Annotated in this window: 24 protein-coding genes and 2 tRNA genes; 10 read left to right on the forward strand and 16 right to left on the reverse strand. The window is 64.8% G+C overall.

Annotated features, from left to right (window positions below; all coding sequences use genetic code 11):
- Nucleotides 1-23: 23 nt before the first annotated feature.
- From dapC to IM738_RS08690, 7 genes are all read left to right on the forward strand, one after another.
- Nucleotides 24-1,247: a succinyldiaminopimelate transaminase gene (gene dapC / locus IM738_RS08660; protein ID WP_236965465.1), complete on the forward strand. Its 1,224-nt coding sequence runs from the start codon at nt 24-26 to the stop codon at nt 1,245-1,247.
- 55 nt (nt 1,248-1,302) lie between these two features.
- Entirely contained in the window at nt 1,303-2,127 is an 825-nt protein-coding gene (gene dapD, locus IM738_RS08665; RefSeq protein ID WP_236965466.1) for a 2,3,4,5-tetrahydropyridine-2,6-dicarboxylate N-succinyltransferase, read from the forward strand.
- A 150-nt stretch (nt 2,128-2,277) separates the two neighbouring features.
- On the forward strand, nt 2,278-3,438 hold the full coding sequence (locus IM738_RS08670) for a PilT/PilU family type 4a pilus ATPase (RefSeq protein ID WP_236965467.1): 1,161 nt from the start codon (nt 2,278-2,280) through the stop codon (nt 3,436-3,438).
- Entirely contained in the window at nt 3,438-4,607 is a 1,170-nt protein-coding gene (gene dapE, locus IM738_RS08675) for a succinyl-diaminopimelate desuccinylase (RefSeq protein ID WP_236965468.1), read from the forward strand. Before IM738_RS08670 ends, dapE begins: the two co-directional genes overlap by 1 nt.
- 5 nt (nt 4,608-4,612) lie before the next feature.
- Nucleotides 4,613-5,506 (forward strand): 50S ribosomal protein L3 N(5)-glutamine methyltransferase, encoded by an 894-nt coding sequence (prmB, locus tag IM738_RS08680; protein WP_236965469.1) that lies wholly within the window; start codon nt 4,613-4,615, stop codon nt 5,504-5,506.
- Complete coding sequence (locus tag IM738_RS08685; RefSeq protein ID WP_236965470.1) at nt 5,503-7,512, forward strand: ABC-F family ATP-binding cassette domain-containing protein; 2,010 nt, start codon at nt 5,503-5,505, stop codon at nt 7,510-7,512. Before prmB ends, IM738_RS08685 begins: the two co-directional genes overlap by 4 nt.
- 87 nt (nt 7,513-7,599) lie before the next feature.
- The gene (locus IM738_RS08690) at nt 7,600-7,848 is read left to right on the forward strand and encodes a GlsB/YeaQ/YmgE family stress response membrane protein (RefSeq protein WP_236965471.1); all 249 of its coding nucleotides are present in this window, start codon (nt 7,600-7,602) and stop codon (nt 7,846-7,848) included.
- Nucleotides 7,849-7,946: 98 nt separating this feature from the next.
- Here IM738_RS08690 and IM738_RS08695 read toward each other — a convergent pair.
- From IM738_RS08695 to tolB, 7 genes are all read right to left on the reverse strand, one after another.
- Nucleotides 7,947-8,022, reverse strand: a tRNA-Lys gene (locus IM738_RS08695).
- 75 nt (nt 8,023-8,097) lie between these two features.
- Nucleotides 8,098-8,173, reverse strand: a tRNA-Lys gene (locus IM738_RS08700).
- 44 nt (nt 8,174-8,217) lie between these two features.
- A complete protein-coding gene (locus tag IM738_RS08705; protein WP_236965472.1) occupies nt 8,218-9,024 on the reverse strand; it encodes a tRNA threonylcarbamoyladenosine dehydratase in 807 nt (268 codons plus the stop codon).
- A complete protein-coding gene (locus tag IM738_RS08710; protein WP_236965473.1) occupies nt 9,021-10,133 on the reverse strand; it encodes a YeeE/YedE family protein in 1,113 nt (370 codons plus the stop codon). Before IM738_RS08710 ends, IM738_RS08705 begins: the two co-directional genes overlap by 4 nt.
- Before the next feature lie 68 nt (nt 10,134-10,201).
- On the reverse strand, nt 10,202-10,975 hold the full coding sequence (gene ybgF / locus IM738_RS08715) for a tol-pal system protein YbgF (RefSeq protein WP_236965474.1): 774 nt from the start codon (nt 10,973-10,975) through the stop codon (nt 10,202-10,204).
- Nucleotides 10,976-11,000: 25 nt separating this feature from the next.
- Nucleotides 11,001-11,555, reverse strand: a complete 555-nt coding sequence (pal, locus tag IM738_RS08720) for a peptidoglycan-associated lipoprotein Pal (protein ID WP_236966277.1) — start codon at nt 11,553-11,555, stop codon at nt 11,001-11,003.
- A gap of 89 nt (nt 11,556-11,644) precedes the next feature.
- Entirely contained in the window at nt 11,645-12,955 is a 1,311-nt protein-coding gene (gene tolB / locus IM738_RS08725; protein WP_236965475.1) for a Tol-Pal system beta propeller repeat protein TolB, read from the reverse strand.
- Nucleotides 12,956-13,130: 175 nt separating this feature from the next.
- Here tolB and msbA point away from each other — a divergent pair, with 175 nt between their 5' ends.
- A complete protein-coding gene (gene msbA, locus IM738_RS08730; RefSeq protein ID WP_442908499.1) occupies nt 13,131-14,948 on the forward strand; it encodes a lipid A export permease/ATP-binding protein MsbA in 1,818 nt (605 codons plus the stop codon).
- Between the two features lie 47 nt (nt 14,949-14,995).
- Here msbA and IM738_RS08735 read toward each other — a convergent pair whose 3' ends face one another.
- The 9 genes from IM738_RS08735 to IM738_RS08775 form a co-directional block, all read right to left on the reverse strand.
- On the reverse strand, nt 14,996-15,613 hold the full coding sequence (locus IM738_RS08735; protein ID WP_236965476.1) for an outer membrane beta-barrel protein: 618 nt from the start codon (nt 15,611-15,613) through the stop codon (nt 14,996-14,998).
- Nucleotides 15,614-15,679: 66 nt separating this feature from the next.
- A complete protein-coding gene (locus IM738_RS08740; protein WP_236965477.1) occupies nt 15,680-17,230 on the reverse strand; it encodes an Rne/Rng family ribonuclease in 1,551 nt (516 codons plus the stop codon).
- A gap of 38 nt (nt 17,231-17,268) precedes the next feature.
- A complete protein-coding gene (locus IM738_RS08745) occupies nt 17,269-17,886 on the reverse strand; it encodes a Maf family protein (RefSeq protein WP_236965478.1) in 618 nt (205 codons plus the stop codon).
- A gap of 100 nt (nt 17,887-17,986) precedes the next feature.
- On the reverse strand, nt 17,987-18,454 hold the full coding sequence (gene rlmH / locus IM738_RS08750; protein WP_236965479.1) for a 23S rRNA (pseudouridine(1915)-N(3))-methyltransferase RlmH: 468 nt from the start codon (nt 18,452-18,454) through the stop codon (nt 17,987-17,989).
- A complete protein-coding gene (gene rsfS / locus IM738_RS08755) occupies nt 18,451-19,239 on the reverse strand; it encodes a ribosome silencing factor (RefSeq protein ID WP_236965480.1) in 789 nt (262 codons plus the stop codon). Before rsfS ends, rlmH begins: the two co-directional genes overlap by 4 nt.
- A complete protein-coding gene (gene nadD / locus IM738_RS08760; RefSeq protein ID WP_236965481.1) occupies nt 19,236-19,910 on the reverse strand; it encodes a nicotinate (nicotinamide) nucleotide adenylyltransferase in 675 nt (224 codons plus the stop codon). Before nadD ends, rsfS begins: the two co-directional genes overlap by 4 nt.
- The gene (gene hemF, locus IM738_RS08765; RefSeq protein WP_236965482.1) at nt 19,907-20,821 is read right to left on the reverse strand and encodes an oxygen-dependent coproporphyrinogen oxidase; all 915 of its coding nucleotides are present in this window, start codon (nt 20,819-20,821) and stop codon (nt 19,907-19,909) included. The genes nadD and hemF overlap by 4 nt, the downstream gene beginning before the upstream one ends.
- 14 nt (nt 20,822-20,835) lie before the next feature.
- Nucleotides 20,836-22,110, reverse strand: coding sequence for a phosphoribosylamine--glycine ligase (purD, locus tag IM738_RS08770; RefSeq protein ID WP_236965483.1), 1,275 nt, complete (start codon nt 22,108-22,110; stop codon nt 20,836-20,838).
- A complete protein-coding gene (locus IM738_RS08775) occupies nt 22,107-22,832 on the reverse strand; it encodes a YebC/PmpR family DNA-binding transcriptional regulator (protein ID WP_236965484.1) in 726 nt (241 codons plus the stop codon). The genes purD and IM738_RS08775 overlap by 4 nt, the downstream gene beginning before the upstream one ends.
- An 89-nt stretch (nt 22,833-22,921) precedes the next feature.
- On the opposite strand from IM738_RS08775, the gene IM738_RS08780 reads away from it, so the two are divergent.
- Complete coding sequence (locus IM738_RS08780) at nt 22,922-24,463, forward strand: helicase HerA-like C-terminal domain-containing protein (protein ID WP_236965485.1); 1,542 nt, start codon at nt 22,922-22,924, stop codon at nt 24,461-24,463.
- Nucleotides 24,460-24,963: a DUF1499 domain-containing protein gene (locus IM738_RS08785; protein ID WP_236965486.1), complete on the forward strand. Its 504-nt coding sequence runs from the start codon at nt 24,460-24,462 to the stop codon at nt 24,961-24,963. Before IM738_RS08780 ends, IM738_RS08785 begins: the two co-directional genes overlap by 4 nt.
- Nucleotides 24,964-24,991: the final 28 nt, after the last annotated feature.

The following is a 24,991-nucleotide window of genomic DNA, read 5'->3' on the forward strand; positions in this document are numbered from 1 at the left end:
GGCATGGCCGATAATCTCGGCCCATGAATCCCCTGCTTTCCCGCCTCCAGCCCTACCCCTTCGAGCGGCTGCGCCAGCTGTTCGCGGGTGTCACGCCCTCCCCAGCCCACCGCCCGATCAGCCTGGGCATCGGCGAACCCAAACACGCCACGCCCCAGATGCTGAAAGACGCGCTGGCCGACGCGCTCGACACCGGCCTGACCGGTTACCCGGCCACCGCCGGCGAGCCGTCGTTGCGCCAGGCCTGCGCTGACTGGATGCAGCGGCGCTACAGCGTCACGGTGAACCCGGCCGCCCAGGTGCTGCCGGTGAACGGCTCGCGCGAGGCGCTGTTTGCCTTTGCGCAGACGGTGCTGGACCCGACCCAACCCGGCGCCACGCTGGCCTTTCCCAATCCGTTCTATCAAATCTACGAAGGCGCGGCGCTGCTGGGCGGCGCCCAGCCGTACTACGTGCCGAGCGTGCCCTCGCGCAACTTTGCGGTGGACTGGGACAGCGTGCCCGACGACGTCTGGTCGCGCACGCAACTCATCTTTGTCTGCTCACCCGGCAACCCCACCGGCGCGGTGATGCCGCTGGACGAGTGGCAGAAGCTGTTCGAGTTGAGCGACCGCTTCGGCTTCGTGATCGCGTCCGACGAGTGCTACAGCGAGATCTATTTCCGCGACGAGCCACCCTTGGGTGGACTGGAAGCGGCCGTGAAGCTGGGTCGCCCTGACTTCAAGAACCTGATGATGTTCACCAGCCTGTCCAAGCGCAGCAATGTGCCCGGGCTGCGCAGTGGCTTCGTGGCCGGCGATGCCGCGCTGATCAAGGCCTTCCTGCTCTACCGCACCTACCACGGCGGCGCCATGAGCCCGGCGGTGCAGGCCGCGAGCGTGGCCGCCTGGAACGACGAAGACCACGTGATCGACAACCGCCGCCAATACCGCGAAAAGTTCGCGGCCGTCACGCCCCGGCTCGCCGCGGTGCTGGACGTGGCCTTGCCCGACGCAGCGTTCTATCTGTGGGCGGGTGTCCCGGCCTCCTTTGAAAGCCGCGTGCCCGGCCTGAGCGCCGACGAGGCCTTCGCTCGCGAGCTGCTGGCTCAATACAATGTCACGGTTCTGCCCGGCAGCTACCTCGCCCGCGAGGCCCAGGGCCTGAACCCCGGTCGGGGTCGGGTTCGCATGGCGCTGGTGGCCGAGCCCGTCGAATGCCTGGAGGCTGCGGACCGCATCGTCCGGTTCTGTCAGACACACCGCTGAGTGACCGCCTGGTCGCTCTCTGCTCAACGCACACCCTGCAACTTCACTTCGCAACATGACCCAACAACTGCAAGCCCTGATCGAAACCGCCTGGGACAACCGCGCCGAACTGTCTCCCGCCTCCGCGCCCAAAGAGGTGCTGGACGCCGTTGAGCACGTCATCAGCCAGCTCAATGGTGGCCAACTGCGCGTGGCCACGCGCGAGGCCGTGGGCCAGTGGACGGTGCACCAGTGGATCAAGAAGGCGGTGCTGCTGTCCTTCCGCCTGAAGGACAACGTGGTCATGAAGGCCGGCGACCTGGCTTTCTTCGACAAGGTGCAGACCAAGTTTGCCCACCTGAGCGAAGCCGAGATGAAGGCCACCGGCGTGCGCGTGGTGCCCCCCGCCGTGGCGCGCCGGGGCAGCTACATCGCCAAGGGCGCGATCCTGATGCCCAGCTACGTGAACATCGGCGCCTATGTGGACGAAGGCACGATGGTGGACACGTGGGCCACCGTGGGCTCCTGCGCCCAGATCGGCAAGAACGTGCACCTCTCCGGTGGCGTGGGCATTGGCGGCGTGCTGGAGCCGCTGCAGGCCGGCCCCACCATCATCGAAGACAACTGCTTCATCGGCGCGCGCTCCGAGGTGGTCGAGGGCGTGGTGGTCGAGGAAAACTCGGTGATCTCCATGGGCGTCTACATCGGCCAGAGCACCCCCATCTACGACCGCGCGACCGATACCGTGACCTACGGCCGCATCCCGTCTGGCTCGGTGGTGATCAGCGGCAGCCTGCCCAAGGACGGCGGCAAGTACAGCCTGTACGCCGCGATCATCGTCAAACGCGTGGACGCGCAGACGCGTTCGAAGACCAGCTTGAACGACTTGCTGAGGGACTGACCCCCCGGGCTTGTGGATCACCCCCGTCGCTGCGCTCCGCCCCTCAAGGGGCAACACCTGCGGCCTGGCAAAGCCAGTTCCGCGGTGTTCTGGGTTCAGGCGCGGTCGTCGACGAGATTTTCTGTTTCTGAAATCCTTTAAGGACATGGCATGAGCAGCGGAACGATGGAGCGCATCCTGCGTCTGATGGCCGAGAAGAAGGCATCGGACGTGTACCTGACGGCGCATGCGCCGGCGATGATCAAGATCAACGGTCAGACCATCCCGATCAACAGCCAGGTGCTGCCGCCGGATGCGCCGCGCAACCTCCTGTCCGAGATCGTGCCGCCGGCCCGCATCGAAGAGCTGGTGGACACGGGCGAGCTCAATATGGCCGTGCCGCTGGAGGGCATCGGCAACTTCCGTGTCAGTGCCATGCGCCAGCGTGGCAACTACGCTCTGGTGGTGCGCTACATCCCCGCCGACGTGCCGACGCTGGACTCGCTCAACGTGCCACCGATCCTGAACGACATCGTGATGGAGAAACGTGGTCTGGTGCTGATGGTGGGGGCCACGGGAGCCGGCAAATCGACCACGATGGCGGCCATGATCGACCACCGCAACGAGAACGCCACGGGCCACATCCTCACGATCGAAGACCCCATCGAGTTCGTCTACCGCAACAAGCGCTCGGTGGTGAACCAGCGCGAGATCGGCAACGACACGGCCTCGCTGCAGATCGGCTTGAAAAATGCGCTGCGCCAGGCACCGGACGTGATCCTGATCGGCGAAATCCGCGACCGCGAAACCATGTCGGCGGCCATCGCCTACGCGCAGTCGGGCCACCTGTGCATGGCCACACTGCACGCCAGCAACAGCTACCAGGCGCTCAACCGGATCCTCAACTTCTACCCGGTGGAAGTGCGCTCGACCATGCTGGGCGACCTGGCCGCCGCGCTGCGCGCCATCGTGTCGCAACGGCTGCTGCGCACCCACACCGGTGGCCGCGTGCCCGCCATGGAGGTGCTGCTCAACACCGCCCTGATCGCCGACCTGATCCAGAAAGCCGACTTCTCTGCGGTGCGCGAAGCCATGGAGAAGTCGCTCGCGGTGGGCTCGCAGAGCTTCGAACAAGACCTGGCCCGGCTGGTGAGCGATGGCCTGGTGTCTCGCAACGAAGGCCTGGCGCATTCCGACTCGCCCAACAACCTGCTCTGGCGTTTGCAAAACGACTTCAACGCGTCCAAGTCGAACCAGAACGCCACGCCGAGCGAAGACGACCAGAGCGACGCCGCCACCTTCACCGAGTTCACGCTCGACGTCAAATTCTGATGACCGCCACGTTGCGCCTGACCGAAGAACTGATCGCCCGCCCCTCGGTCACGCCCGCCGACGAGGGCTGCCTGGACGTGATCGCCGGTCGGCTCGCGGCCATCGGGTTTCACTGTGAACGCGTCGACAGCGGCCCCGCCGACTTCCGGGTCAGCAACCTCTGGGCGCGTCGCGGCACCGGTCAGCAGCCCACGCTGGTGTGGGCGGGTCACACCGATGTGGTGCCCACCGGCCCGCTGGACGCCTGGGCAAGCGACCCGTTCGTGCCCTCGCACCGCAACGGCAAGCTGTTCGGACGGGGCGCGAGCGACATGAAAGCCTCGCTGGCGGCCATGGTGGTGGCCTGCGAAGAATTCATCGCGTCGAACCCGAACCCCGCCATCGACATCGCCTTCCTGCTCACCAGCGACGAAGAAGGCCCCGCCAACGACGGCACGGTGATCGTCTGTCAGGAGCTTCAGCGACGCGGCGAGCGGCTGGACTGGTGCATCGTTGGTGAACCCACATCGGTCGAGCGCACCGGCGACATGATCAAGAACGGCCGCCGCGGCACCATGAGCGGCAAGCTGACGGTCAAGGGCATCCAGGGCCACATCGCCTACCCGCACCTGGCCAAGAACCCGATCCACCTGGCCGCGCCCGCGCTGGCCGAACTGGCCACCACCGTCTGGGACCAGGGCAACGCCTACTTCCCCCCCACCAGCTGGCAGGTGAGCAACATCCACGGCGGCACGGGCGCGAGCAACGTGATCCCCGGCAGCGTGGTGATCGACTTCAATTTCCGTTTCAGCACCGAGTCCACGCCCGAGGGCCTGCAGCAACGCGTGGTGGACATCCTGCAACGCCACGGCCTGCAGGCGGGCGCCGACCACGAGCTGCTCTGGACCATTGGCGGGCGACCTTTCCTCACCGCGCCCGGCACGCTGGTGGACGCGGTGCAAGCCGCCATCCACACCGAGACCGGCATCAAAACCCAGCTCTCCACCACCGGCGGCACCAGCGACGGGCGTTTCATTGCCCAGGTCTGCCCGCAGGTGATCGAGCTCGGTCCGCCCAACGCCACCATCCACAAAATCGACGAACACGTGGCCGTGGCCGACATCGAGCCACTGAAGAACATCTACCGCCGCGTGCTGGACAACCTGTCGCAACAGGTCGCCAGCCGCTGAACCCCATGACCCTGCAAGACCTTCTGGCCGGGGCCACGGCGCGTCTCGAAGCCGCTCAACTCGCCTATGGCCACGGCACCCACAACGCCCGCGACGAAGCGGCCTGGCTCGTGCTCTGGCAACTTCACCTGCCGCTGGACAGTGACCTGGACGAGATGGCCGAGACCCCGGTCAGCGACGAAGAGGCGCTGGCCGTGGCCGACCTGATCACGCGCCGCATTCAAACCCGACGACCCGCTGCCTACCTCACGCAAGAAGCCTGGTTGCAGGGTGTGTCGTTCTACGTCGACGAGCGCGCCATCGTGCCGCGCAGCTTCATCGCGGAGCTGATCGTCGACGGGGGCTTTGACGCCTGGTTGTCCGATGACACACGCAACGTGCTCGACCTGTGCACCGGCAACGGCAGCCTGGCCGTGCTCGCGGCCATGGCGTACCCCGATGTGCAGGTCACCGGCGCCGACATTTCCGCCGACGCCCTGGCCGTGGCCCGCATCAACGTGGACCGGCACGGCCTGCAGGACCGCATCACCCTCATCGAGTCCGACGGGCTCAGGGACTGCCCCGGCCCCTACGACCTGGTGCTGTGCAACCCGCCCTATGTCAACGCGCAGAGCATGAGCGCCCTGCCCGCCGAGTACCTCGCCGAGCCCGAACTCGCGCTGGCCGGCGGAGCCGATGGCATGGACTTTGTCCGCCATCTGCTGCGCGATCTCCCCTCCCGCCTGGGCCCGAAGGGCGTGCTGGTGCTTGAAATCGGCAACGAACGCGAACACTTCGAAGCTGCGTTTCCGCAACTCGATGCCGTGTGGCTGTCCACCAGCGCCGGCGACGACCAGGTTCTTCTTCTCACCTCCGATTCCCTTTCGGCACTGGCTTCCCAGCCAACGCCCCTCCCATGATCACATTGAAAAACCTGGTCCTTCGTCGCGGCACGAAGGTCCTGCTCGATGGCGCTTCCGCCACCATCAACCCCGGTGAAAAAGTCGGCCTGGTCGGGCGCAACGGCGCCGGCAAGTCCAGCCTGTTCGGTCTGCTCAACAAGACACTGCACGAAGACAAGGGCGACTTCTATGTGCCCGCCCAGTGGCGCATGGCGCAGGTGGCACAGGACATGCCCGAGACCGACATGCCCGCCACGCAGTTCGTGATCGAAGGCGACGTGACACTGCTTGCCGCGCAGCAGGAAGTGACCGCATCGGAAGACAGCAACGATGGCGAGCGCATGGCCCACGCCTACATGGCGCTGCATGACGCCGGCGCGCACGACGCCCCGGCCCGTGCGCAAGCCCTGATCCTCGGTCTGGGGTTCCGCATGGACGAACTGGACCGCCCGGTCAACAGCTTTTCGGGCGGCTGGCGCATGCGCCTGCAGCTCGCCCGCGCGCTGATGTGTCCCAGCGACCTGCTGCTGCTCGACGAACCCACCAACCACCTGGACCTGGACGCCCTGGTCTGGCTGGAGGCCTGGCTGCAACGCTACAGCGGCACCATGCTGGTGATCAGCCACGACCGCGAGTTTCTGGACGCTGTGACCAATGTCACCGTCCACATCGAACGCGCCCAACTCACGCGCTACGGTGGCAACTACAGCAAGTTCGAAGACATGCGCGCCGAACAGATGGCGCTGCAGGCCACGGCGTACTCCAAGCAGCAGGAAAAGGTCGCGCACCTGCAGAAATTCATCGACCGCTTCAAGGCCAAGGCCAGCAAGGCCAAGCAGGCTCAGAGCCGGGTCAAGGCGCTGGAGCGCATGGAGAAAATCGGCCCGGTGCTGGCCGACGCCGACTTCACTTTCGAGTTCAGCGAGCCGCAGAACCTGCCCAACCCGATGCTGGCCATGCAGGACGTCAGCTTTGGCTACCCAGCGCCGGAAGACGGCGGTGAACCCACCGTGATCGTGCGCAACGTCAGTCGCTCGGTGCTGGCCGGGCAGCGCATCGGCATCCTGGGTGCCAACGGCCAGGGCAAATCCACCGTGGTGAAGACCATCGCGCGCGACCTGAAGGCCATCAGCGGCGAGATCATCGAGGGCAAGGGACTGAACATCGGCTACTTCGCCCAGCAGGAACTCGATGTGCTGCGCCCCGCCGACACCCCGCTGGAACACATGATCCGCCTGGTGCGAGAGTGCACGGCGCAGAGCCGCCTGAGTGGTCAGGCCACGCGCGAGCAGGACCTGCGCAGCTTCCTAGGCAGCTTCAACTTCACCGGCGACCAGGTGAAGCAGGCGGTGGGCAGCATGAGCGGCGGGGAAAAGGCCCGCCTGGTGCTGTGCATGATCGTCTGGCAGCGCCCCAACCTGCTGTTGCTCGATGAGCCCACCAACCACTTGGATCTCGCGACGCGTGAGGCCTTGTCGATGGCGCTCAACGAATTCGAAGGCACTGTCATGCTGGTCAGCCACGACCGCGCGTTGCTGCGTGCCGTCTGCGACGAGTTCTGGCTGGTCTCGCGCGGCGGCATCGGCCCGTTCGATGGCGACCTGGACGACTACCAGCGCTACCTGCTGGACGTGGCCAAACAGGCCCGAGAAGCCCAGCGACAGGAACAGAAGGACCAGCGCAACGCGCCAGCGGCTGCACCCGTTGTCGCCGTGGCAGCGCCTGCACCTGCTCCGGCCGCCAATCGCAGCCCGGAACAACGCAAGCAGGATGCCCAACGCCGGCAGCAACTGACCGAACAGTTGCGCCCTTTGAAGAAGGAGTTGGAACAAAACGAAAAACGCATGGCGGCACTCTCCCAAGAAAAATCAGGTTTGGAAGCCGTACTGAGCCAGCAGACCACTCCGTCAGCCATGGCCGATGCCGGGCGCAAGCTCAAAGCCATCAACGACGACATCGAGGCACTGGAAGCGCGCTGGCTGGAACTGACCGATGCCATCGAATCGGCCAGCAGCGTTGCATGAACCTTGAGCGACGGCGAAGGCGCCTTCAACATCGCGCTACAGTCCAGAGGCATTTTTCAACCGCCCATTTTGAAAGGTAGACCCCACATGATGTCCATTCTTGGAACTCTGTTCATTGGCCTGATCGCGGGCTTTGTCGCCCGTGCCATCAAACCCGGCGACGACGGCATGGGCTGGATCATGACCGCGGTGCTGGGTGTGGCGGGTTCGTTTCTCGCCAGCTACGGCGGTGCTGCGCTGGGTCTGTATGCCCCAGGCCAGATCGCTGGTTTTGTCGCGTCTGTTGTCGGCGCCGTGATCCTGCTGGTGATCTACGGTTTTGTGAAGAAAAAGTAGACCTTGAATCGGCTCACTGAGGTTGGCGTTCCAAGGACCTCACCGAAACACAAAGAACCATGAAAAAAGCCCCGATCGAAAGATCGGGGCTTTTTATTTGGTGGGACGTGCGGGGGTCGAACCCACGACAAACGGATTAAAAGTCCGCTGCTCTACCAACTGAGCTAACGTCCCATCAACTGGGCACTCCAGCAGACTCACATCTACCGGAACAGATTCACACTTGCGAGACCCGAACCATGAATTTCATGGTGGGGCGTGAGTGACTCGAACACTCGACCTACGGATTAAGAGTCCGCTGCTCTACCAACTGAGCTAACGCCCCTTTTGGTCCCGCAGTGTCAGACTTGCATCCTGCGAAGCCTCAAATTATAGCGTCCTTTTTGTGTGATTTGAGGTGGAAGCAAAAGCTTTTCCAGAATTTGCCAGAGCGTTCATCACCCACCCTGCGGCACACAGTCCAAAGGTGGCCGTGACACTCACGACGGAGCCGTATCCATGGCAATTCAGTGATCCGTCACCCGATTCAATTTCACAGGATTCATCCGGTGGTGCCACCGCTTCGCGGCTGAACACGCATGCTGTGTCCATCCGCCCGCTTCTGGAGGCGCCATGCTCTTTGCGCAAACGGTAGCGAAGCTGGGCCAGCAAAGGGTCGTGGGTGACATCGGACAGATCCTCCACCTGCACGGCCTGCGCGAAACGTTTGCCACCCGCCGCACCGACCGTGACAAACGGCACCTGCTGGCGCTGTGCCCAAGCGGCCAGTGAGGTCTTTGCGCGCACCTGGTCGCAAGCGTCGATCAATGCGGAGGGCATGCCTTCGCTGGCCGGCAGCAGCGCCGGCCAGTTGTCTGCGGTGACAAAATCGTCGATCACACTCACCTGGCAATCCGGGTGAAACAGCGCGATGCGCTCGCGCATGGCCTCGGCCTTGGACTGACCCAGCGTGGGCTCCAGCGCGTGTATCTGGCGGTTGATGTTGGATTCGGACACATGGTCCATGTCGATCAGCGTGAGGCGTCGCACGCCACTGCGCGCCAGCGCTTCAACCGCCCAGGAACCGACGCCACCGATACCGACGACGACCACATGAGCATCAAAGATGGCCTGTGCGCCGGACACACCGTAGAGGCGCCGCAACCCACCAAAGCGGCGCTCGAATTCAACACTCATTCGCGCTCCAACAGCCAGATCTGGAAACGGAATCCCAGCCATGCGCCAGCCATGATGCCCACCACGGCGATCGCACTGGTGAGACTGAGCGTTGACAGACCCGACAAACCTTGTCCGATCGTGCAACCGAGGGCCGTGACACCGCCCACGCCCATGCACGTCGCGCCAACGAGGTGCAGCGCTGTGTCCTGCGTGTTGCGAAAGCCTTCCCATCGAAAACTGCGGGACATCAGGGCTTCGATGAAGGCGCCCACCACCACACCGGCCACCGACACAACGCCCAGCGTGAGCACCTTGGAGGTGTCGCTGAAATGGATGAGCCAGTCGAGTGTGTAGGCCATGGGCGCTGTGAACGTCAGCGATTCCATGCGCCCGCTGTTGGTGGCTAGGTACACCGCGTCGAGTGTCTCGGGGTGCTCGGCCACGAAACCCAGGTGACCGCTGATCCACCACATCAACGCAATCACCGACCCAAGGCCCAAACCACCCAACAGGCTGTTGGCGCTCCTGAAATCGGCGCTGGCCAGCGCCCACACCACCAACGCCCCGCCGATCAACAGCGCTGCCAACAGCCCTGTTGTGGTCGGTGCCATACCCGTGAACTGTGTGAGCCACATGGGAAGTGTCCCACCCGAAGCGATGTCGAAGGCCACCAGGTCGACGGTATTGACCCGCAGCACAGCGAGAACACCGCGCAACGTGGCAAAGGCCGCGAACCCCATGACGAAAAACACGACCAGTGATTTCAGGCTGCCCGTGCCGATGCGCACCAGTGTCTTGCTGCCACACCCGGAGGCCAGCACCATGCCGAATCCAAACAGCAATCCACCCAAGATGGCCGAGAGCCAGACGATACGGCCAGAGGCGTAAATGGTCTTCCCGGTGTCGATCCACCCGAGCCAGCCCATTCCGTAGAACCCGATCGACGCCACGCCGACCGCCATCCCCCACATGCGCATGCGGGTCCACGAGCCCATGTTGACGATGTCGCTGACCGCGCCCATCGTGCAGAACTGCGTGCGTTGTGCAATGAATCCAAAAAGCAGTGAGGCCGCGAAAGCGGCCCACAACACAAGCGTTTGCAGTTGTTGAAAGTCAGCGATGTCCATGCCGCCATTGTAGAAGCTGGCCCCACTATCTACCGGGCAGGCGAGTGGGAGCGAGCCTCAGTGCGCACTCAACGCAAACGCGCGAGCCGCTCGCGTCCTGCTGCCGCAGCCTCGGACTGCGGGTAGCTTTTCACCAACGTTTCCAGTGTGCGCTGAGCGGCTTTGCCATCCTTCAACTCCACCTGGCTGTTGGCCATGGCGAGCATGGCCTCGGGGGTGCGCAAATGCGTAGGAAACTGGGCCACCAGGCGCCGGTGGCTGTCGATCGACTCTTTGTAGGCGCGGTTGGCGTACTGTGCATTGCCCAACCAGTACAGAGCAGAAGCCGTGTAGCCGCTGCTGGGGTACCTGCGCAGCAAACCACCGTATGCCGCCGAAGCCGCGCCAAACTCGGATTTGCGCAGCAGTTCCATTGCTGCATCGAAATCGCGCTTCTCTTCGGGCGTGGCCACAAACTCTGCACCGTCGAGCGATACCCGCACGGGCTCAACCTGCTTCAGCCGCGCATCCACGCCAGCCTGCACGTCTTTCTGCAGGCGCTGCAACTCAGACACATCGCGGGCCAGCTGCTCGTTCTGACCACGCAGCCGGGCGATCTCAGCGCGCAACTGCTCGTTCTGGTTGGACAGTTCCAGCAGGCTGCGCTGGCTCGTGGCGCTGTTTTCACGCAACTCGTTGATGAGGCGACCCAGGGCGGCATCGTTCGATTGCTTGTAAGCATCGAACTTCTGGCGCACGTCCAGAATGGCCTTGCGCGCCTCATCGTCGTCAAACAGGGCATGGGCCTGCAGGGGCCACAAACAGGCGCCCACCAGTGCCAGGGCGCCCCACAACGAGTTCAAGGATGCAGGTGAGCGCAAGGTCATGTCAGCGGTAGGTGACTTCAACGCGTCGGTTCTTGCCGTAGGAGGTTTCGTCCATGCCCATGGCGGCCGGCCGCTCCTCGCCAAAGCTCACCGGCTCCATCTGCGATTCGGACACGCCCAGCAAAGCCAGAGCGCGACGCACCGCCTCGGCGCGTTTCTGTCCCAGCGCGATGTTGTACTCGCGGCTACCGCGCTCGTCGGTGTGACCCTCAAGCCCCACCCTGCGGTTCGGATTGGCCTTGAGGAAGCGGGCATTGGCTTCCAGCACAGCCGTGGAATCCGCGCGAACAGCAAAGCTGTCGTAGTCGAAATACACCACACGCGACAACGCGGCCGGCTGCGGAACGTCAATGCCGGGAACCTGGACTTCGGCCACATTGCGCGGATCAACACCTGTCGTGCCGTCGCCCGACTGTCCGGTGCTGGTGTTCCGGTCTTCCACGGGTGCGTCTTCGAGCTTCACGCTGGAGCCGCAGGCAGCGAGTGCGGACACAAGCATCAGGCTCGCGAGACGGGTTGCCCAGGTGCGGCTGGTGGGCGTTTGGTGTTGTGGCATCGAAGTCGTGTTTTTGAACATGTAACGGTCCCTTTCTGGATCGGTGTAAAAGCTAGAGTTGAAAGTGTGAGGTTTTGAAAAGGCAGGCATCAGCGCACGAAAGGCCCCCAGTCGGGCTCACGGATGTCGCCCTGAGGGGTGGCCAGGCGCGTCTTGACCCGTCCGTCCACGGTGGACGTCATCAGGGCCTCGCGACCACCGGCACGCGTGGCGTAAAGAATCAGGCGGCTGTTGGGTGCAAAACTCGGGTTTTCGTCGGAGCCGGTGTCACTGACCACCGTCACCTTGCCGCTGGCAAGCTCCATCACGTGCACGCGATCACCACCAGCGACCCTGGAAATGAACGCCAGCCAACGACCATCGGGACTGGGCGCCGGAGAGGTACTTTCACTGCCTACAAAGGTCAATCGCTGGGGGTTGTCACCTTGCGCACCCATGCGGTAGATCTGCGGGGACCCGCCGCGGTCGCTCACGAAATAGATGGAGCGACCGTCTGGGCTGTACACCGGTTCGGTGTCGATGCTGGCGGACTGTGTCAGTCGCCTCGGCGCACCGCCGTTGGTGTCCAGGACATGGATCTGGGTATTGCCTGTGACAGCGAGGGCGGCCACCAACTGGCGGCCATCGGGCGACCACGAAGGAGCGCTGTTGGAGCCTCGGAAGTTGGCCAGCAACCGCCTCCTGCCGGACGCCACGTCGTGCGAATAGATCACTGCCTTGCGCGCCTCAAACGACACATAGGCCAATTGGGCGCCGTTGGGCGACCAGTTGGGCGATGACAGCGGCATCGACGAGGAGAAGGCCGATTGCGCCCCCTCGCCGTCGGAATCGGCCACGTTCAGGGTGTGACGCTGGCCGACCTTGGTGACGTAAGCGATGCGCGTGGCAAACACGCCTTTTTCGCCCGTCAGCTTTTCGTACACGTAATCTGCGACCTTGTGTGCCGCAAAACGCAGCTCGCGAGCCGAAGCGGGAAAACTCAGCCCGCCCATGTCCTGGGCTCGCACTGCGTCCCACAGCCGGAAACGCACATCAAAACGCCCATCGGCCAGGCGCGACACGCTGCCTGTCAACAAGGCGTCGGTACCTTTCTCGCGCCACGGAGCCAGATCGGGCCGGGTGTTTTCGTCGATCTGGACGGGCAAGGGTTCCACGAACCGGAACTGTCCACTGCGCTCCAGGTCGGCACGGACGATGGCCGCGATGTCCTGATCCACCTGGCTGTTGCCCCGGAAGGCGGCCGTCGAAATCGGGATCTGGGTCATGCCGGCGCCAGAAACTTCAACCCTGAACTGGGCCAGCGCGTCTTTCAGGGGCAGCGCCATCAGCGGAAGTGCGGCGGCATGGGTCAACAGATGCCGCCGGGACGGCAGCCATTCGGGTCGATTCAAATCCTGCATGCGTTGTTTGTGGGTGGTGATGCCTGTGCCAGCGCTGAGGCAGCGCCGCTTCGATAAGGCCAACGGATAATACCGGATGAGCAAGCGCCAGCCGTGACAAGATGTGCCATATCCTTGTCGCCCGGCGCCGTGCTCTTCGGCCCGCTTTCTTCAGACGACCCCAGGCCCCGCTGCTTTGATCTCCACCCAAGCCCCAACACCTGTTCCAGAGTCCAGCATCCGGGAGCGCTTGTTGCGCTTCTGGCCCTATTTCCGTTCGGCCAAAACGGGCATCGTGATGGCGGCCATGTGTACTCTGGTGGGGGCGTTGACCGAACCCATGATCCCGGCGCTGCTCAAGACGCTGCTGGACCGCGGGTTCGCACAGGGCAATGTCGCGCTCTGGATGGTCCCGGCGGCCCTGCTGGGGCTGTTTGGTGTGCGCGGCCTGGCGGGGTTTCTGGCGCAGTACGCGCTCTCGTACACCGCGAACCTGGGTTTGCTCAACCTGCGGCGCGCCATGTTCGCCAAGCTCAACGACGCACAGATGACGCTGTTCGCCCGCCAAAGCGCGAGCAAGCTGTCCAACACGCTGGTGTACGAAGTGCAAACGGGATCGACCATGCTGGTCAATGCCTTGCTCACGCTGACCAAAGACAGCCTGACGTTGCTGGCCCTGCTCGGCTACCTGATGTACCTGAACTGGAAGCTCACCCTGATCGTGCTGCTGCTGTTCCCCGGCCTGATTGTGGTGATGCGGGTGCTCTCGCGCAGGCTCTACCGGCTCACCCGCTCCAGTCAGCAGGCCACCGACGAGCTGGCGTACGTGGTGGAGGAAAACGCGCTGGCCCACCGCATGGTGCGCCTGCACGGTGCCCAGCAGCGCCAGTCGGAACGGTTTGAAGTGCTCAGCGTGGGCCTGCGCCGCCTGGCGCTCAAGTCCACCATCGCACAGGCGGCCATGACACCACTCACGCAGATGCTGGCGGCCGTGGCCTTGTCTGCCGTGATCGCCGTCGCTTTGTGGCAAAGCAGCAGCAGCGGCGTCACGGTGGGCAACTTCGTTGCGTTCGTGACCGCCATGCTGATGCTGGTCGCGCCGATCCGCCACCTCGCCGAAATCGCCGGCCCGATCACGCGTGGTCTGGCAGCCCTCGAACGTGGTCTGGAACTGATCGAAGAGACACCCGAACAATCCAGCGGCGCTCACCAGATCGAGCGGGTGCGAGGCGCCATCGAACTGAACGACGTGTGGGTCCGTTACCCCTCACGCGACGACACCCCCCAATCCGGAGACGACGACCTCAACCGAACCGCTCTGCGAGGCATCTCCTTGAGCGTTCGTCCGGGTGAAGTGCTGGCGCTCGTGGGTCCGTCGGGGTCGGGCAAGACGACGCTGGCGAACCTCCTGCCCCGTTTTGTCGAGGTGTTGCGCGGCGAGGTGTTGCTGGATGGGGTCGCCCTGCCCTCGTGGGATCTGAAGTGCCTTCGACGGCAGTTCGCCATGGTCAGCCAGGACGTGATCATGCTCAACGACAGTCTGGCAGCCAACGTGGCCCTGGGTGCGGCCGACGGTGCGCTGGACGAACACCGCGTGCACGCGGCCCTGTCGTCAGCCAACCTGGGAGACCTCATCGCGCGCCTGCCCCGGGGCATCCACAGCAACGTGGGGCACAACGCGGCCGAACTCTCGGGCGGCCAGCGCCAACGGCTGGCCATCGCCAGGGCCATCTACAAAGACGCGCCCATCCTCATCCTGGACGAAGCGACATCCGCACTGGACAACGAGTCCGAGCGGCTGGTTCAGGAGGCCCTGGCCAGACTGATGAAGGGGCGGACCACGCTGGTGATCGCCCACCGGCTCTCCACGATCGAACACGCGGATCGGGTGGTGGTGCTGGCCAATGGACAGATCTCTGAACAGGGATCACACAGCGAGCTGCTCAAGGCCAACGGACTGTATGCGCGCCTGCATGCGCAAGGTTTCAAGAGCGACGTGGCCACGCCCACCTGAACAGTCCATCAGGGTCAACTGCCGGGGACGCCGTCAGTGCGTCCACCTCAGTAGCGGTACTGCAAGCCCAGCCCGAAATAGTCGAGGTTGCCCCACCCGGTGTCTGTGTCGTTGCGCCGCTGGAAGACATGATCGGCATCGGCCCGCAGGGCCAGACGGTCCGTCAGCCGGTAGGTCAGGCCAAAACCGAGTAGCGCGCGGGACTGGCGGTTGCTGTAGCCCTGGCCTTCGGCCGCGGCGCCCCACTGGGCGCGACCACTGTGAACCACGCGCGCGAGGCCGGCCTTGCCAAACAGCCGCAGCCGGTCCGTGACGTCACCGCCCAGTGTCAGGCGAGCGCCGAAGGTTCGCACGGCCTGCGCCTGAAGCTGGCCGCTGGCGGCCACATACCCATGCCGCTTGCCGCCCTGAACGAATCCTTCCACACCCAGCAGCTCGTTGAACTGCATGCCCGCACCCAGCTGCAGGGCCGTCCGGCTGTCGCTCGCCCCCACGCTCTGCCCCGGGTCACCGGCGATGTGGATCACGCTGTCGTGCGCGGTGCCCACCGATCCGAAGAGGTACGGTGTCATTCGGGCGGCGGGAGCGTTCATCGGTTGCGCGTGGGCTGACAGCGTCAGCATGGCGCAGCCCAACAACTGCAGCAGGAAACGGGTGTTGACCATGGACATTCACATCCCCCAAGAACACATTGGCACAGCATGACACAGCAAAGATAGACATCCCCCGGTTCACAGCAACACGATGTCGTACTGCTCCTGCGTCATCGAACCCTCGGACTGGAGCGAAATCGGCTTGCCAATGAAGTCGGACAGACCGGCGAGGTGCTGACTCTCCTCGTCGAGGAACAACTCCACCACCTGTGCCGACGCCACGACCCGAAACTCCCGCGGGTTGAAAGCTCGCGCCTCACGCAGGATCTCGCGCAGGATGTCGTAGCAGACACTGCGCGCCGTCTTGACCACGCCCTTGCCGCTGCAGGCCGGACAGACCTCGCTGAGCATGTGGGCCAGCGATTCGCGGGTGCGTTTGCGCGTCATCTCCAGCAGGCCCAGCTGGGAGAAACCACCGGTCATGGTTTTGACCCGGTCACGGGCCAGCTGTTTACGGAACTCGGTGAGCACGGCATCGCGGTGGTCTTCCCGGACCATGTCGATGAAATCCACGATGACGATGCCGCCGAGGTTGCGCAAACGCAGCTGACGGGCAATCGCCTGGGCCGCTTCAAGGTTGGTGCGGAACACCGTGTCGTCGAAATTGCGGGCACCGACAAAACCGCCGGTGTTCACATCGACCGTGGTCAGCGCTTCGGTCTGGTCGATCACCAGGTACCCGCCCGACTTCAGGTCCACCCGACGACTGAGCGCGCGGGCGATGTCCTCGTCGATGTTGAACAGGTCGAAGATGGGCCGCTCGCCGGTGTAGTGCTGCAGCTTCTTGCCGGTGTCCGGCATGAACTCTGCGGCGAAGGTTTGCAGCAGGCCAAACTGCTCTTTCGAGTCGATGCGGATGGACTGCGTCTGGGCGCTCACCAAGTCGCGCAACACACGTTGCATCAGGTTCAGGTCTTCGTGCAGCAGCGAGCCAGGCGGTTGGCGCGAGCCCGCCTCCTTGATGCGCCGCCAGGTCTTGCGCAGGTACGCGATGTCTTCTGACAGCTCTTCGTCGCTCGCGTCCTCGGCGTTGGTGCGCAGGATGAATCCCCCGGTGGCACTGCCGTCCTTGGGCGCGGCCAGTCCCATCACCCGTTGTCGCAAGGCCTCGCGCTGGGCGGGAGGGATCTTCTGTGAAACGCCAATGTGGTTGTCTTGCGGCAGGAACACGAGCAAGCGGCCCGCGATGCTGATCTGCGCTGTCAGGCGCGCGCCCTTGGTGCCGATCGGGTCCTTGAGCACCTGCACCATCAGCGCCTGGCCTTCGAAGATCTGCCGCTCGATCGGCTGGACCGGGTCGGGTGCCAGCACGCGGTTGTTGTGCCCATTGGCAACCTCCCCTGCTCTGTCAGCGGGCGCCGCAGGGGCCTTGTCGCGTGGCGCGGCGTGTTTGGCCGCGATGTTGGGCATGAGGTCGGCCACGTGCAGAAAAGCCGCCCGATCCAGACCGATGTCGATGAACGCCGATTGCATGCCAGGCAGCACGCGGGACACCTTGCCCAGGTAGATGTTGCCCACCAGACCGCGCTCGAGCGTGCGTTCGAGATGCACTTCCTGGACAGCGCCCTGCTCCACCACCGCGACACGCGTTTCCTGGGGCGCCCAATTGATCAAGATGTCCTGGCTCATGGCGTCGTGGCTCTCCGATTTTTGTTGTTACCGAGGCGTCACAGCAGCCTTATGCCGGCAGCGCCCAGCACCTGCGCCGTCTCGTGCGCGGGCAAGCCCATGATGCCCGAATAGCTGCCGCTGATGTGCCGGGTCCACAGTGCCGCCTGACCCTGGATGGCATAGGCCCCGGCTTTGCCCATGGGTTCACCGCTGTGCACGTAACGGCGGATCTGGGCGGGGGTGAGCGGCGCAAAGGCCACCCACGCCGTGGACAGAGCGGTCCACTGGCGGTCTTTGCGTGCCCCCGGCAGACCCACGGCCACGGCGGTCAGCACGCGGTGGCGGCGCCCCGCCAGATCGGCCAGCATGGCGCAGGCATCGGCCGCATCGGCCGGCTTGCCCAGGATGCGCCGCCCCAGCGCCACGGTGGTATCCGCACACAGCACGGGGGCTGGCGGCAGGCCCCGGCGCTTGAGTCGCGCCAGCGAAGCCTGCAGTTTGAGACCGGTCACGCGTTGCACGTAGGCGGCCGGCGCCTCGCCGGGCAGCACCGCTTCCAGCGACTCGGCATCTTCGTCGGCGTCGGGCAACAGCAACTCGCAGCGCACGCCCCACTGTTCCAGCAGCTGTTTTCGGCGTGGACTCTGGGAGGCGAGGTAGATGAAATCGGTCATGTCAGGAATGAAGGTGCGTTGTGCCGCTGGACCGACCCACGCCAAAACAGCCCGCCCCCTTGGGGCAACGACCCGCACAGCGGAGGCGAGAGAGGGCCATTCACTCGCGGTGGTAAGGGTGATTGGCGTTGATCGACCAGGCGCGGTAGAGCTGCTCGATCAGCAGCACCCGCACCATGGCGTGGGGCAGCGTCAGGTCGGAAAGCCGGATGCGCTGGTGGGCCGCGGCGCGGAACGCCGGCTCCAGGCCGTCAGGTCCACCGATCACCAGCGCCACGTCGTCTCCACCCAGTTGCCACTGCTGCAGTTGCTGGGCCAGGGCCTTGGTCGTGAGCGTGGTGCCGCGTTCGTCGAGCACCACGGTGCGACAGCCTTTGGGCAGGGCCGACACGATGCGCTCGCGCTCGGCGGCCATGACCGTTTCCACGGTCTTGGAGCCGCGCGGCTCGGTCTTGACGGTCTTGATCTCCACCCGCAACTCGGGCGGAAAGCGCTTGGCGTAATCGTCGTAGGCGGTCTGGGCCCAGTCGGGCATGCGTTGCCCGACCGCGACGATCACCAGCTTCATGCCCTCTTCTTGGGAGCCGACTTGGCCGCAACCTTGGTCGCAGGGGAAGCGCGCTTGGCCGTGGGTTTGGCCGCTGATTTGGCGGCCGGACGGGTGGCCGACTTGGGCTTGACCACCACCGTCTTCAAGGGCGCCTTCGTGGGCGCTGCCTTGGCTGCGGGCTTGCGCGTGGTGGTGGATGCGGCGGTCTTTGCAGTGGGTTTTGCCGCGGTCTTGGCCACGGCCTTCACACCGGTTTTGGTGCCAGGCTTGGCCGCGGTTTTCGCCGGTGCGGCGGCCGCAGCGGCAGAAACCGCCTTGGCGGCCTTGCGGGCCACCGACTTCGCATCCACCGGCTTCACGTCCTTGACCACGCCCTTTTTGGTCGTCTTGGTCGCGGCCTTCTTCGCCACAGGCTTGACCTCAACGACCTTGTCGTCGCCATGCTTCAGACGCACCGGCTTGGCGCCCCAGATTTCTTCGAGACGGTAGTACTGGCGGATCACGGGCTGCATCACGTGCGCCACGGCAGCGCCACAGTCCACGATGATCCATTCGCCGTTGTCTTCGCCTTCGATGCGGGGCTTGTCGAAACCGGCCTCGCGCACGGCATCACGCACGCTGGCGGCGAGCGCCTTGGTCTGGCGGTTGGAGGTGCCGCTGGCGATGATCACGCGCTCAAACAGGGGCGACATCGACTCGGTGTTGAAGACCACGATGTCTTGTCCCTTGACGTCTTCCAGTCCATCCACGATGGCCCGCTGGAGTTTCTGGATGTCTTTTTTGGCGGTGGTTTCGCTGGTCATGGAGGCTTTTGATAGAGGGAATGTTGTGAAATATAGCTTGCGACGGCTTCGGGCACCAGAACCGCCAGCTCACTGCTGCCGCTGACGGGCTGGCCCACATGGGCGCGCACGGCGGTCGCACTGATGTTTTTGAGGGGCATGGCCAGCCGCCGGAACGGCAGGTCAACGCCCGACAGGTCCATCTCTTCGCCGTCGTCGTGCACGGCGTCGGCGCCGATCTGGGTGGCGCGTTTGGCCACAGCGAGTGTGGCCTGGGCCAGCACTTCGGGCCAGCGCACCCAGCTCTTGAAGGCGAGCAGCTGGTCGGCCCCCAAGACCAGAAACAGCTCAGCGCCCGGGTACTCGGCCCCCAGCTCCTGCAGGGTGTCGGCGGTGTAGCTCGGGCCCTGGCGGCGCACTTCCCGGCTGTCGATCCGGGTGTTCGGCAGGTCGCCAAAGGCCAGCTGGCACATGGACAACCGGTGTTCGGCCGGCGTGAGCACACGCGATTTGTGCCAGGCCTGCCCGGTGGGCAGGATGTGCAGCACGTCCAGCCCCAGCTGGGTGAGCGCCGCTTCGGCCAGCGTGCGGTGCGCCCGGTGGGGCGGGTCGAAAGCGCCACCGAACATGCCAACCCGCAGCGGTCTGTCGGCCGTGTCAGCGCCCTGCGGCGCCTCGGGGTGCGGTGTCAAATCCAGTCCTTGCGCACGAGGAAATCGCTGATCAGGCGCGCTTCCGGCGAGCCTTTGGCGCTCTGGCGCTGATAAGACCAGCTCACCAGCGGTGGCATGGACAGCAAGATGGATTCACTGCGCCCGCCCGACTGCAGGCCGAAGTGCGTGCCCCGGTCCCAGACCAGGTTGAACTCCACATAACGGCCACGGCGGTAGAGCTGAAAGTCGCGCTCTCGCTCCCCGTGCGCGGTGGGCTGGCGCCGGTCCACGATGGGCAGGTACGCGTCCAGGAACGCATCACCGACCGAGCGCAGCATGGCAAAACTGCCATCGAAACCGAACTCGGCAAAGTCGTCGAAGAACACGCCACCCACACCGCGCTGCTCGTCGCGGTGCTTCAAATAGAAATACTCGTCGCACCACCGCTTGAAGCGCGGGTACTTGTCCACACCGAACGGGTCGAGCGCGGTCTTGCAGGTGCGGTGAAAGTGCACCGCGTCTTCTTCAAAACCGTAGTACGGCGTGAGGTCCATGCCACCGCCGAACCAGCACACCGGTTCGCCACCTTTCGGTGTGGCGGCAATCATGCGAACGTTCATGTGCACCGTGGGCACATAGGGGTTGCGCGGGTGAAACACCAGCGAAACGCCCATGGCCTCGAACGGCGCGCCCGAGAGTTCGGGGCGGTGCTGCGTGGCCGAGGGCGGCAGGCGCGGGCCGGTCACGTGCGAAAAACCGCAGCCGGCGCGCTCGAACACCGCACCGCCCTCCAGGATTTGCGTGATGCCCCGGCCCTGCAGGGTTTCGCCGGCGGGCTTTGTCCAGTGGTCCACCACAAACTGACCGCCATCGACCAAGGCCACGGTGGAGGTGATGCGGTCTTGCAGGCCGGTCAGGTAGTCGCGCACGCGCTGGGTCTGTTGGCTCATGGTGTCGAGGGTGCTCAAAGTGCCCGGAAGCCGATGTCGCGGCGGCACTGCATGCCGTCGAACCGGATGCCGTTCACCACGCCGTAAGCGCATTGCTGCGCCGCGGCCACGGTGTCGGCCAGCGCGGTGACGCACAGCACCCGGCCGCCCGAGACCACCACCTGGCCGTTGGCATCGGCCGTGCCAGCGTGGAACACCATGGCATCGGCCGCGTCGGCCGGCAGACCCGTGATGGCATCGCCCTTGCGGGGGTTCAGCGGGTAGCCGGCCGCGGCCAGCACGACACCGAGCGCCACGCGGGGGTCCCAGTCCAGCGTCACCTGGTCCAGCTCAGCGCGGGTGGCCGACAACAGCACCTGCGCCAGATTGCTCTTGAGACGCATCATGATGGGCTGGGTCTCCGGATCGCCCATGCGGCAGTTGAACTCCAGCGTCTTCACGCGCCCGTCGGGCGTGATCATCAGGCCGGCATAGAGGAAGCCGGTGTACGGAATGCCGTCGGCCGCCATGCCGCGCAGCGTGGGCAGGATCACCTCGTCCATCGCGCGCTGGTGCACTGCGGGCGTGACCACCGGCGCAGGCGAGTACGCGCCCATGCCGCCGGTGTTGGGGCCCTGGTCGGCGTCGAGCAGCCGCTTGTGGTCCTGGCTGGTGGCCAGCGCGAGCGCGTTCACGCCGTCGCACAACACGATGAAACTGGCCTCTTCGCCTTCCAGAAACTCTTCGATCACCACGCGCGCACCGCCCTCGTTGTGCGCCACGCCCAGGGTGTTGTCCAGCAGCATGAAGTCGATCGCTTCGTGCGCCTCGGCCAGGCTCATGGCCACGACCACACCCTTGCCCGCCGCCAGGCCGTCGGCCTTGATCACGATGGGCGCCCCCTTGGCATCCACGTAGGCGTGCGCCTGCACCGGGTCGGTGAAGGTCTGGTACTCGGCCGTGGGGATGCCGTGGCGCTGCATGAAGGCCTTGCTGAACGCCTTGGAGCTTTCCAGTTGTGCGGCCTTCTGCGTGGGGCCGAAGATGGGCAGACCGTGGGCAAGGAATTCGTCCACCACGCCGGCCGCCAGCGGTGCTTCGGGGCCGACCACCGTGAGCGCCACGCCCTGGGCCTGCGCCCATTCACGCAGCGCCACCTTGTCGGTGATGGGCAGGTTGATCAGTTGTGCATCGCGCGCGGTCCCGGCGTTGCCAGGCGCCACGAAGACCTGGCTCACGCCTTCGGACTGCTTCAGTTTCCACGCCAGCGCGTGCTCGCGGCCACCGCCGCCAATGACCAGGACTTTCATTCGGAGATTTCTGCGTTGTGGAACACGTCTTGCACGTCGTCCAGGTCTTCCAGCACGTCCAGCAGCTTCTGCATGCGGGCCGCGTCTTCGCCACCGAGCTCGATGGTGTTCTCCGGTCGCATGGTGACTTCGGCCACTTCCGGCTTCAGGCCCGCCGCTTCCAGCGCGTTTTTCACCGCCTCGAAATCCGTGTACGCGGTCAGCACCTCGATGGCACCATCGTCGTCGGTGATCACGTCCTCGGCGCCGGCTTCCAGCGCCACTTCCATCACCTGGTCTTCCGAGGTGCCGGGGGCAAAGATGATCTGGCCGCAATGCTTGAACTGGAACGCCACCGAACCGTCGGTGCCCAGGTTGCCGCCGTACTTGCTGAACGCGTGGCGCACTTCGGCCACGGTGCGCACCTTGTTGTCGGTCATGGTGTCCACGATGATGGCCGCGCCACCGATGCCATAGCCTTCGTAGCGGATCTCTTCCAGCGCCTGCCCTTCGAGTGCGCCCGAAGCCTTGTCCACGTTGTATTTGATGCGGTCGGCCGGCATGTTGGCGGCCTTGGCCTTGTCGATCGCCAGACGCAGGCGCGGGTTCATCGCCGGATCACCGCCTCCGGTGCGCGCGGCCACCGTGATCTCACGGATGACACGTGTCCAGATCTTGCCCCGCTTTTCGTCTTGACGGCCCTTGCGGTGTTGAATGTTGGCCCATTTGCTGTGTCCAGCCACGAGTGAGTCCTTTTTTTTGACCAGAATTTGGTCTAATGACCGGCGATTTTACGATTCCCCACCCACCGCACCCGACGAGGATGACCACCATGGCCGAACCGATGCTGATTGCCCAGAACCAGAACGTCCAGTGCCACCTTCTGCCCGGTCTCGCGAACCGCCACGGCCTGATCACCGGCGCGACCGGCACCGGCAAGACGGTGACGCTGCAAACTCTGGCCGAGCAGTTCTCCAACATCGGCGTGCCGGTGTTCATGGCCGACGTCAAAGGCGACCTCACCGGCATCAGCCAGGCAGGCAACCTGCCGGAGAAGATCGTCAAGGTGCTGGCCGACCGCGGCCTCACGCCCACCCCATCCCAATCCTGCCCCACCACGCTGTGGGACGTGTTTGGCGAGCAGGGGCACCCCGTGCGGGCCACCATCTCCGACATGGGCCCGCTGCTGATCGCGCGCATGCTCGACCTCAACGACACCCAGGCCGGCGTGCTGAACCTCGTGTTCAAGATCGCCGACGACAACGGTCTGTTGCTGCTGGACATGAAGGACCTGCGCGCCATGTTGCAGCACGTGGGTGACAACGCCAAACAGTTCACCACCGAGTACGGCAACATCAGCGCAGCCAGCATCGGCGCCATCCAGCGCGGGATGATGCAAATCGAGCAGCAAGGCGGCGACAAGTTCTTTGGCGAGCCCATGCTCGACATCAACGACTTCATGCAGACCGAGCGCGGCAAGGGTGTGATCAACATCCTCGCCGCCGACAAGCTGCTCAACGCACCTCGCCTGTACGCGACCTTCCTGTTGTGGATGCTCTCCGAACTGTTCGAGAGCCTGCCCGAGATCGGTGACCCGGAAAAGCCCAAGCTGGTGTTCTTCTTTGACGAGGCTCACCTGCTGTTCGACGAAGCGCCCAAGGTGCTGGTCGAGCGCATCGAGCTGGTCGTGCGACTGGTTCGGTCCAAGGGCGTGGGCGTGTATTTCGTGACCCAGAACCCTCTGGACATTCCCGACAGTGTGCTCGGCCAGCTGGGCAACCGGGTGCAGCACGCGTTGCGTGCCTTCACCCCGCGTGACCAGAAGGCCGTGAGGTCCACCGCGCAAACCATGCGCCCCAAGGCCGGGCTGGACATCGAAGCCGCCATCACCGAACTGGCCGTTGGCGAAGCCTTGGTGAGCCTGCTGGACACCAAGGGCCGCCCGAGCGAAACCGAGCGCGTGTTTGTGCTGCCGCCGGGCAGCCAGCTGGGCCCGATCACCCCCGAGCAGCGCCAGGCCCTGCTCCAGAACTCGCTGGTGGCCGGCGTGTACGAAAAGGTGGTGGACCGGGACAGCGCCTACGAAATGTTCCGCAAGCACGCGGGCGCCACCGACGAAGCCCCGGCCGAAGCCGACGACGCCCCCAAGGCACCGCGTATCCCGGGCGCCGCCAAGAAGGAGGCAGAGGCCCAAGGCGGCGGTATCGGCGGCATGCTCAACGAAGCCCTGTTCGGCCGCACCGGCCCACGAGGTGGCCAGTACGACGGCCTGGTGCAGACCATGGCCAAGACGGCGGCGCGCAGCGTGGCCAGCGGCATCGGCCGCCAGATCGTGCGCGGTGTGCTGGGCAGCTTGCTGGGTGGCAAGCGTTGAAGCTCGTCAAAGTGCTGGTTTACGCGCTGCTGACCCTGATCGTGGCCTTCCTGGCAGCGGCCCAGATGGGGATGCTGACGGGTCGGCAACCCGCCGACCTGGGCGTGAAGCAAGGGCGCCTGAAAGCACCATCGAACACCCCCAACAGCGTGTCGAGTCAGGCCGATCTGTTCCCGGATCACCCGCTACGGTCCGACGCGCTGATCGAGGCGCTGCCGCTCAAACATGGCGATGCATCTGCGTCTGTCCAGGCACTGGTCGCCGCGCTGTCTTCGCTGCCAGGCGTCTCGGTCGTTGAACAGCGGCACGACTATGTGCATGCCGAGGCCCGAACGCCCTGGCTGAAGTTTGTCGATGACATGGAGTTCTGGGTGAACCCAGAGCGCCAGGTCATTGAAGTCCGCAGCGCCAGCCGGATGGGACGCAAGGACTTTGGTGTCAACCGCCAGCGCGTCGAGACGCTGCGCAAGGCTTACCTGGCGGGTCAAGCCAACGCCTGAACCGATCACCCCCCTAAAAGGATTTCAC

Origin of the sequence: Hydrogenophaga sp. SL48 (genome assembly GCF_021729865.1) — a bacterium.
Lineage (GTDB): Bacteria > Pseudomonadota > Gammaproteobacteria > Burkholderiales > Burkholderiaceae_C > Hydrogenophaga.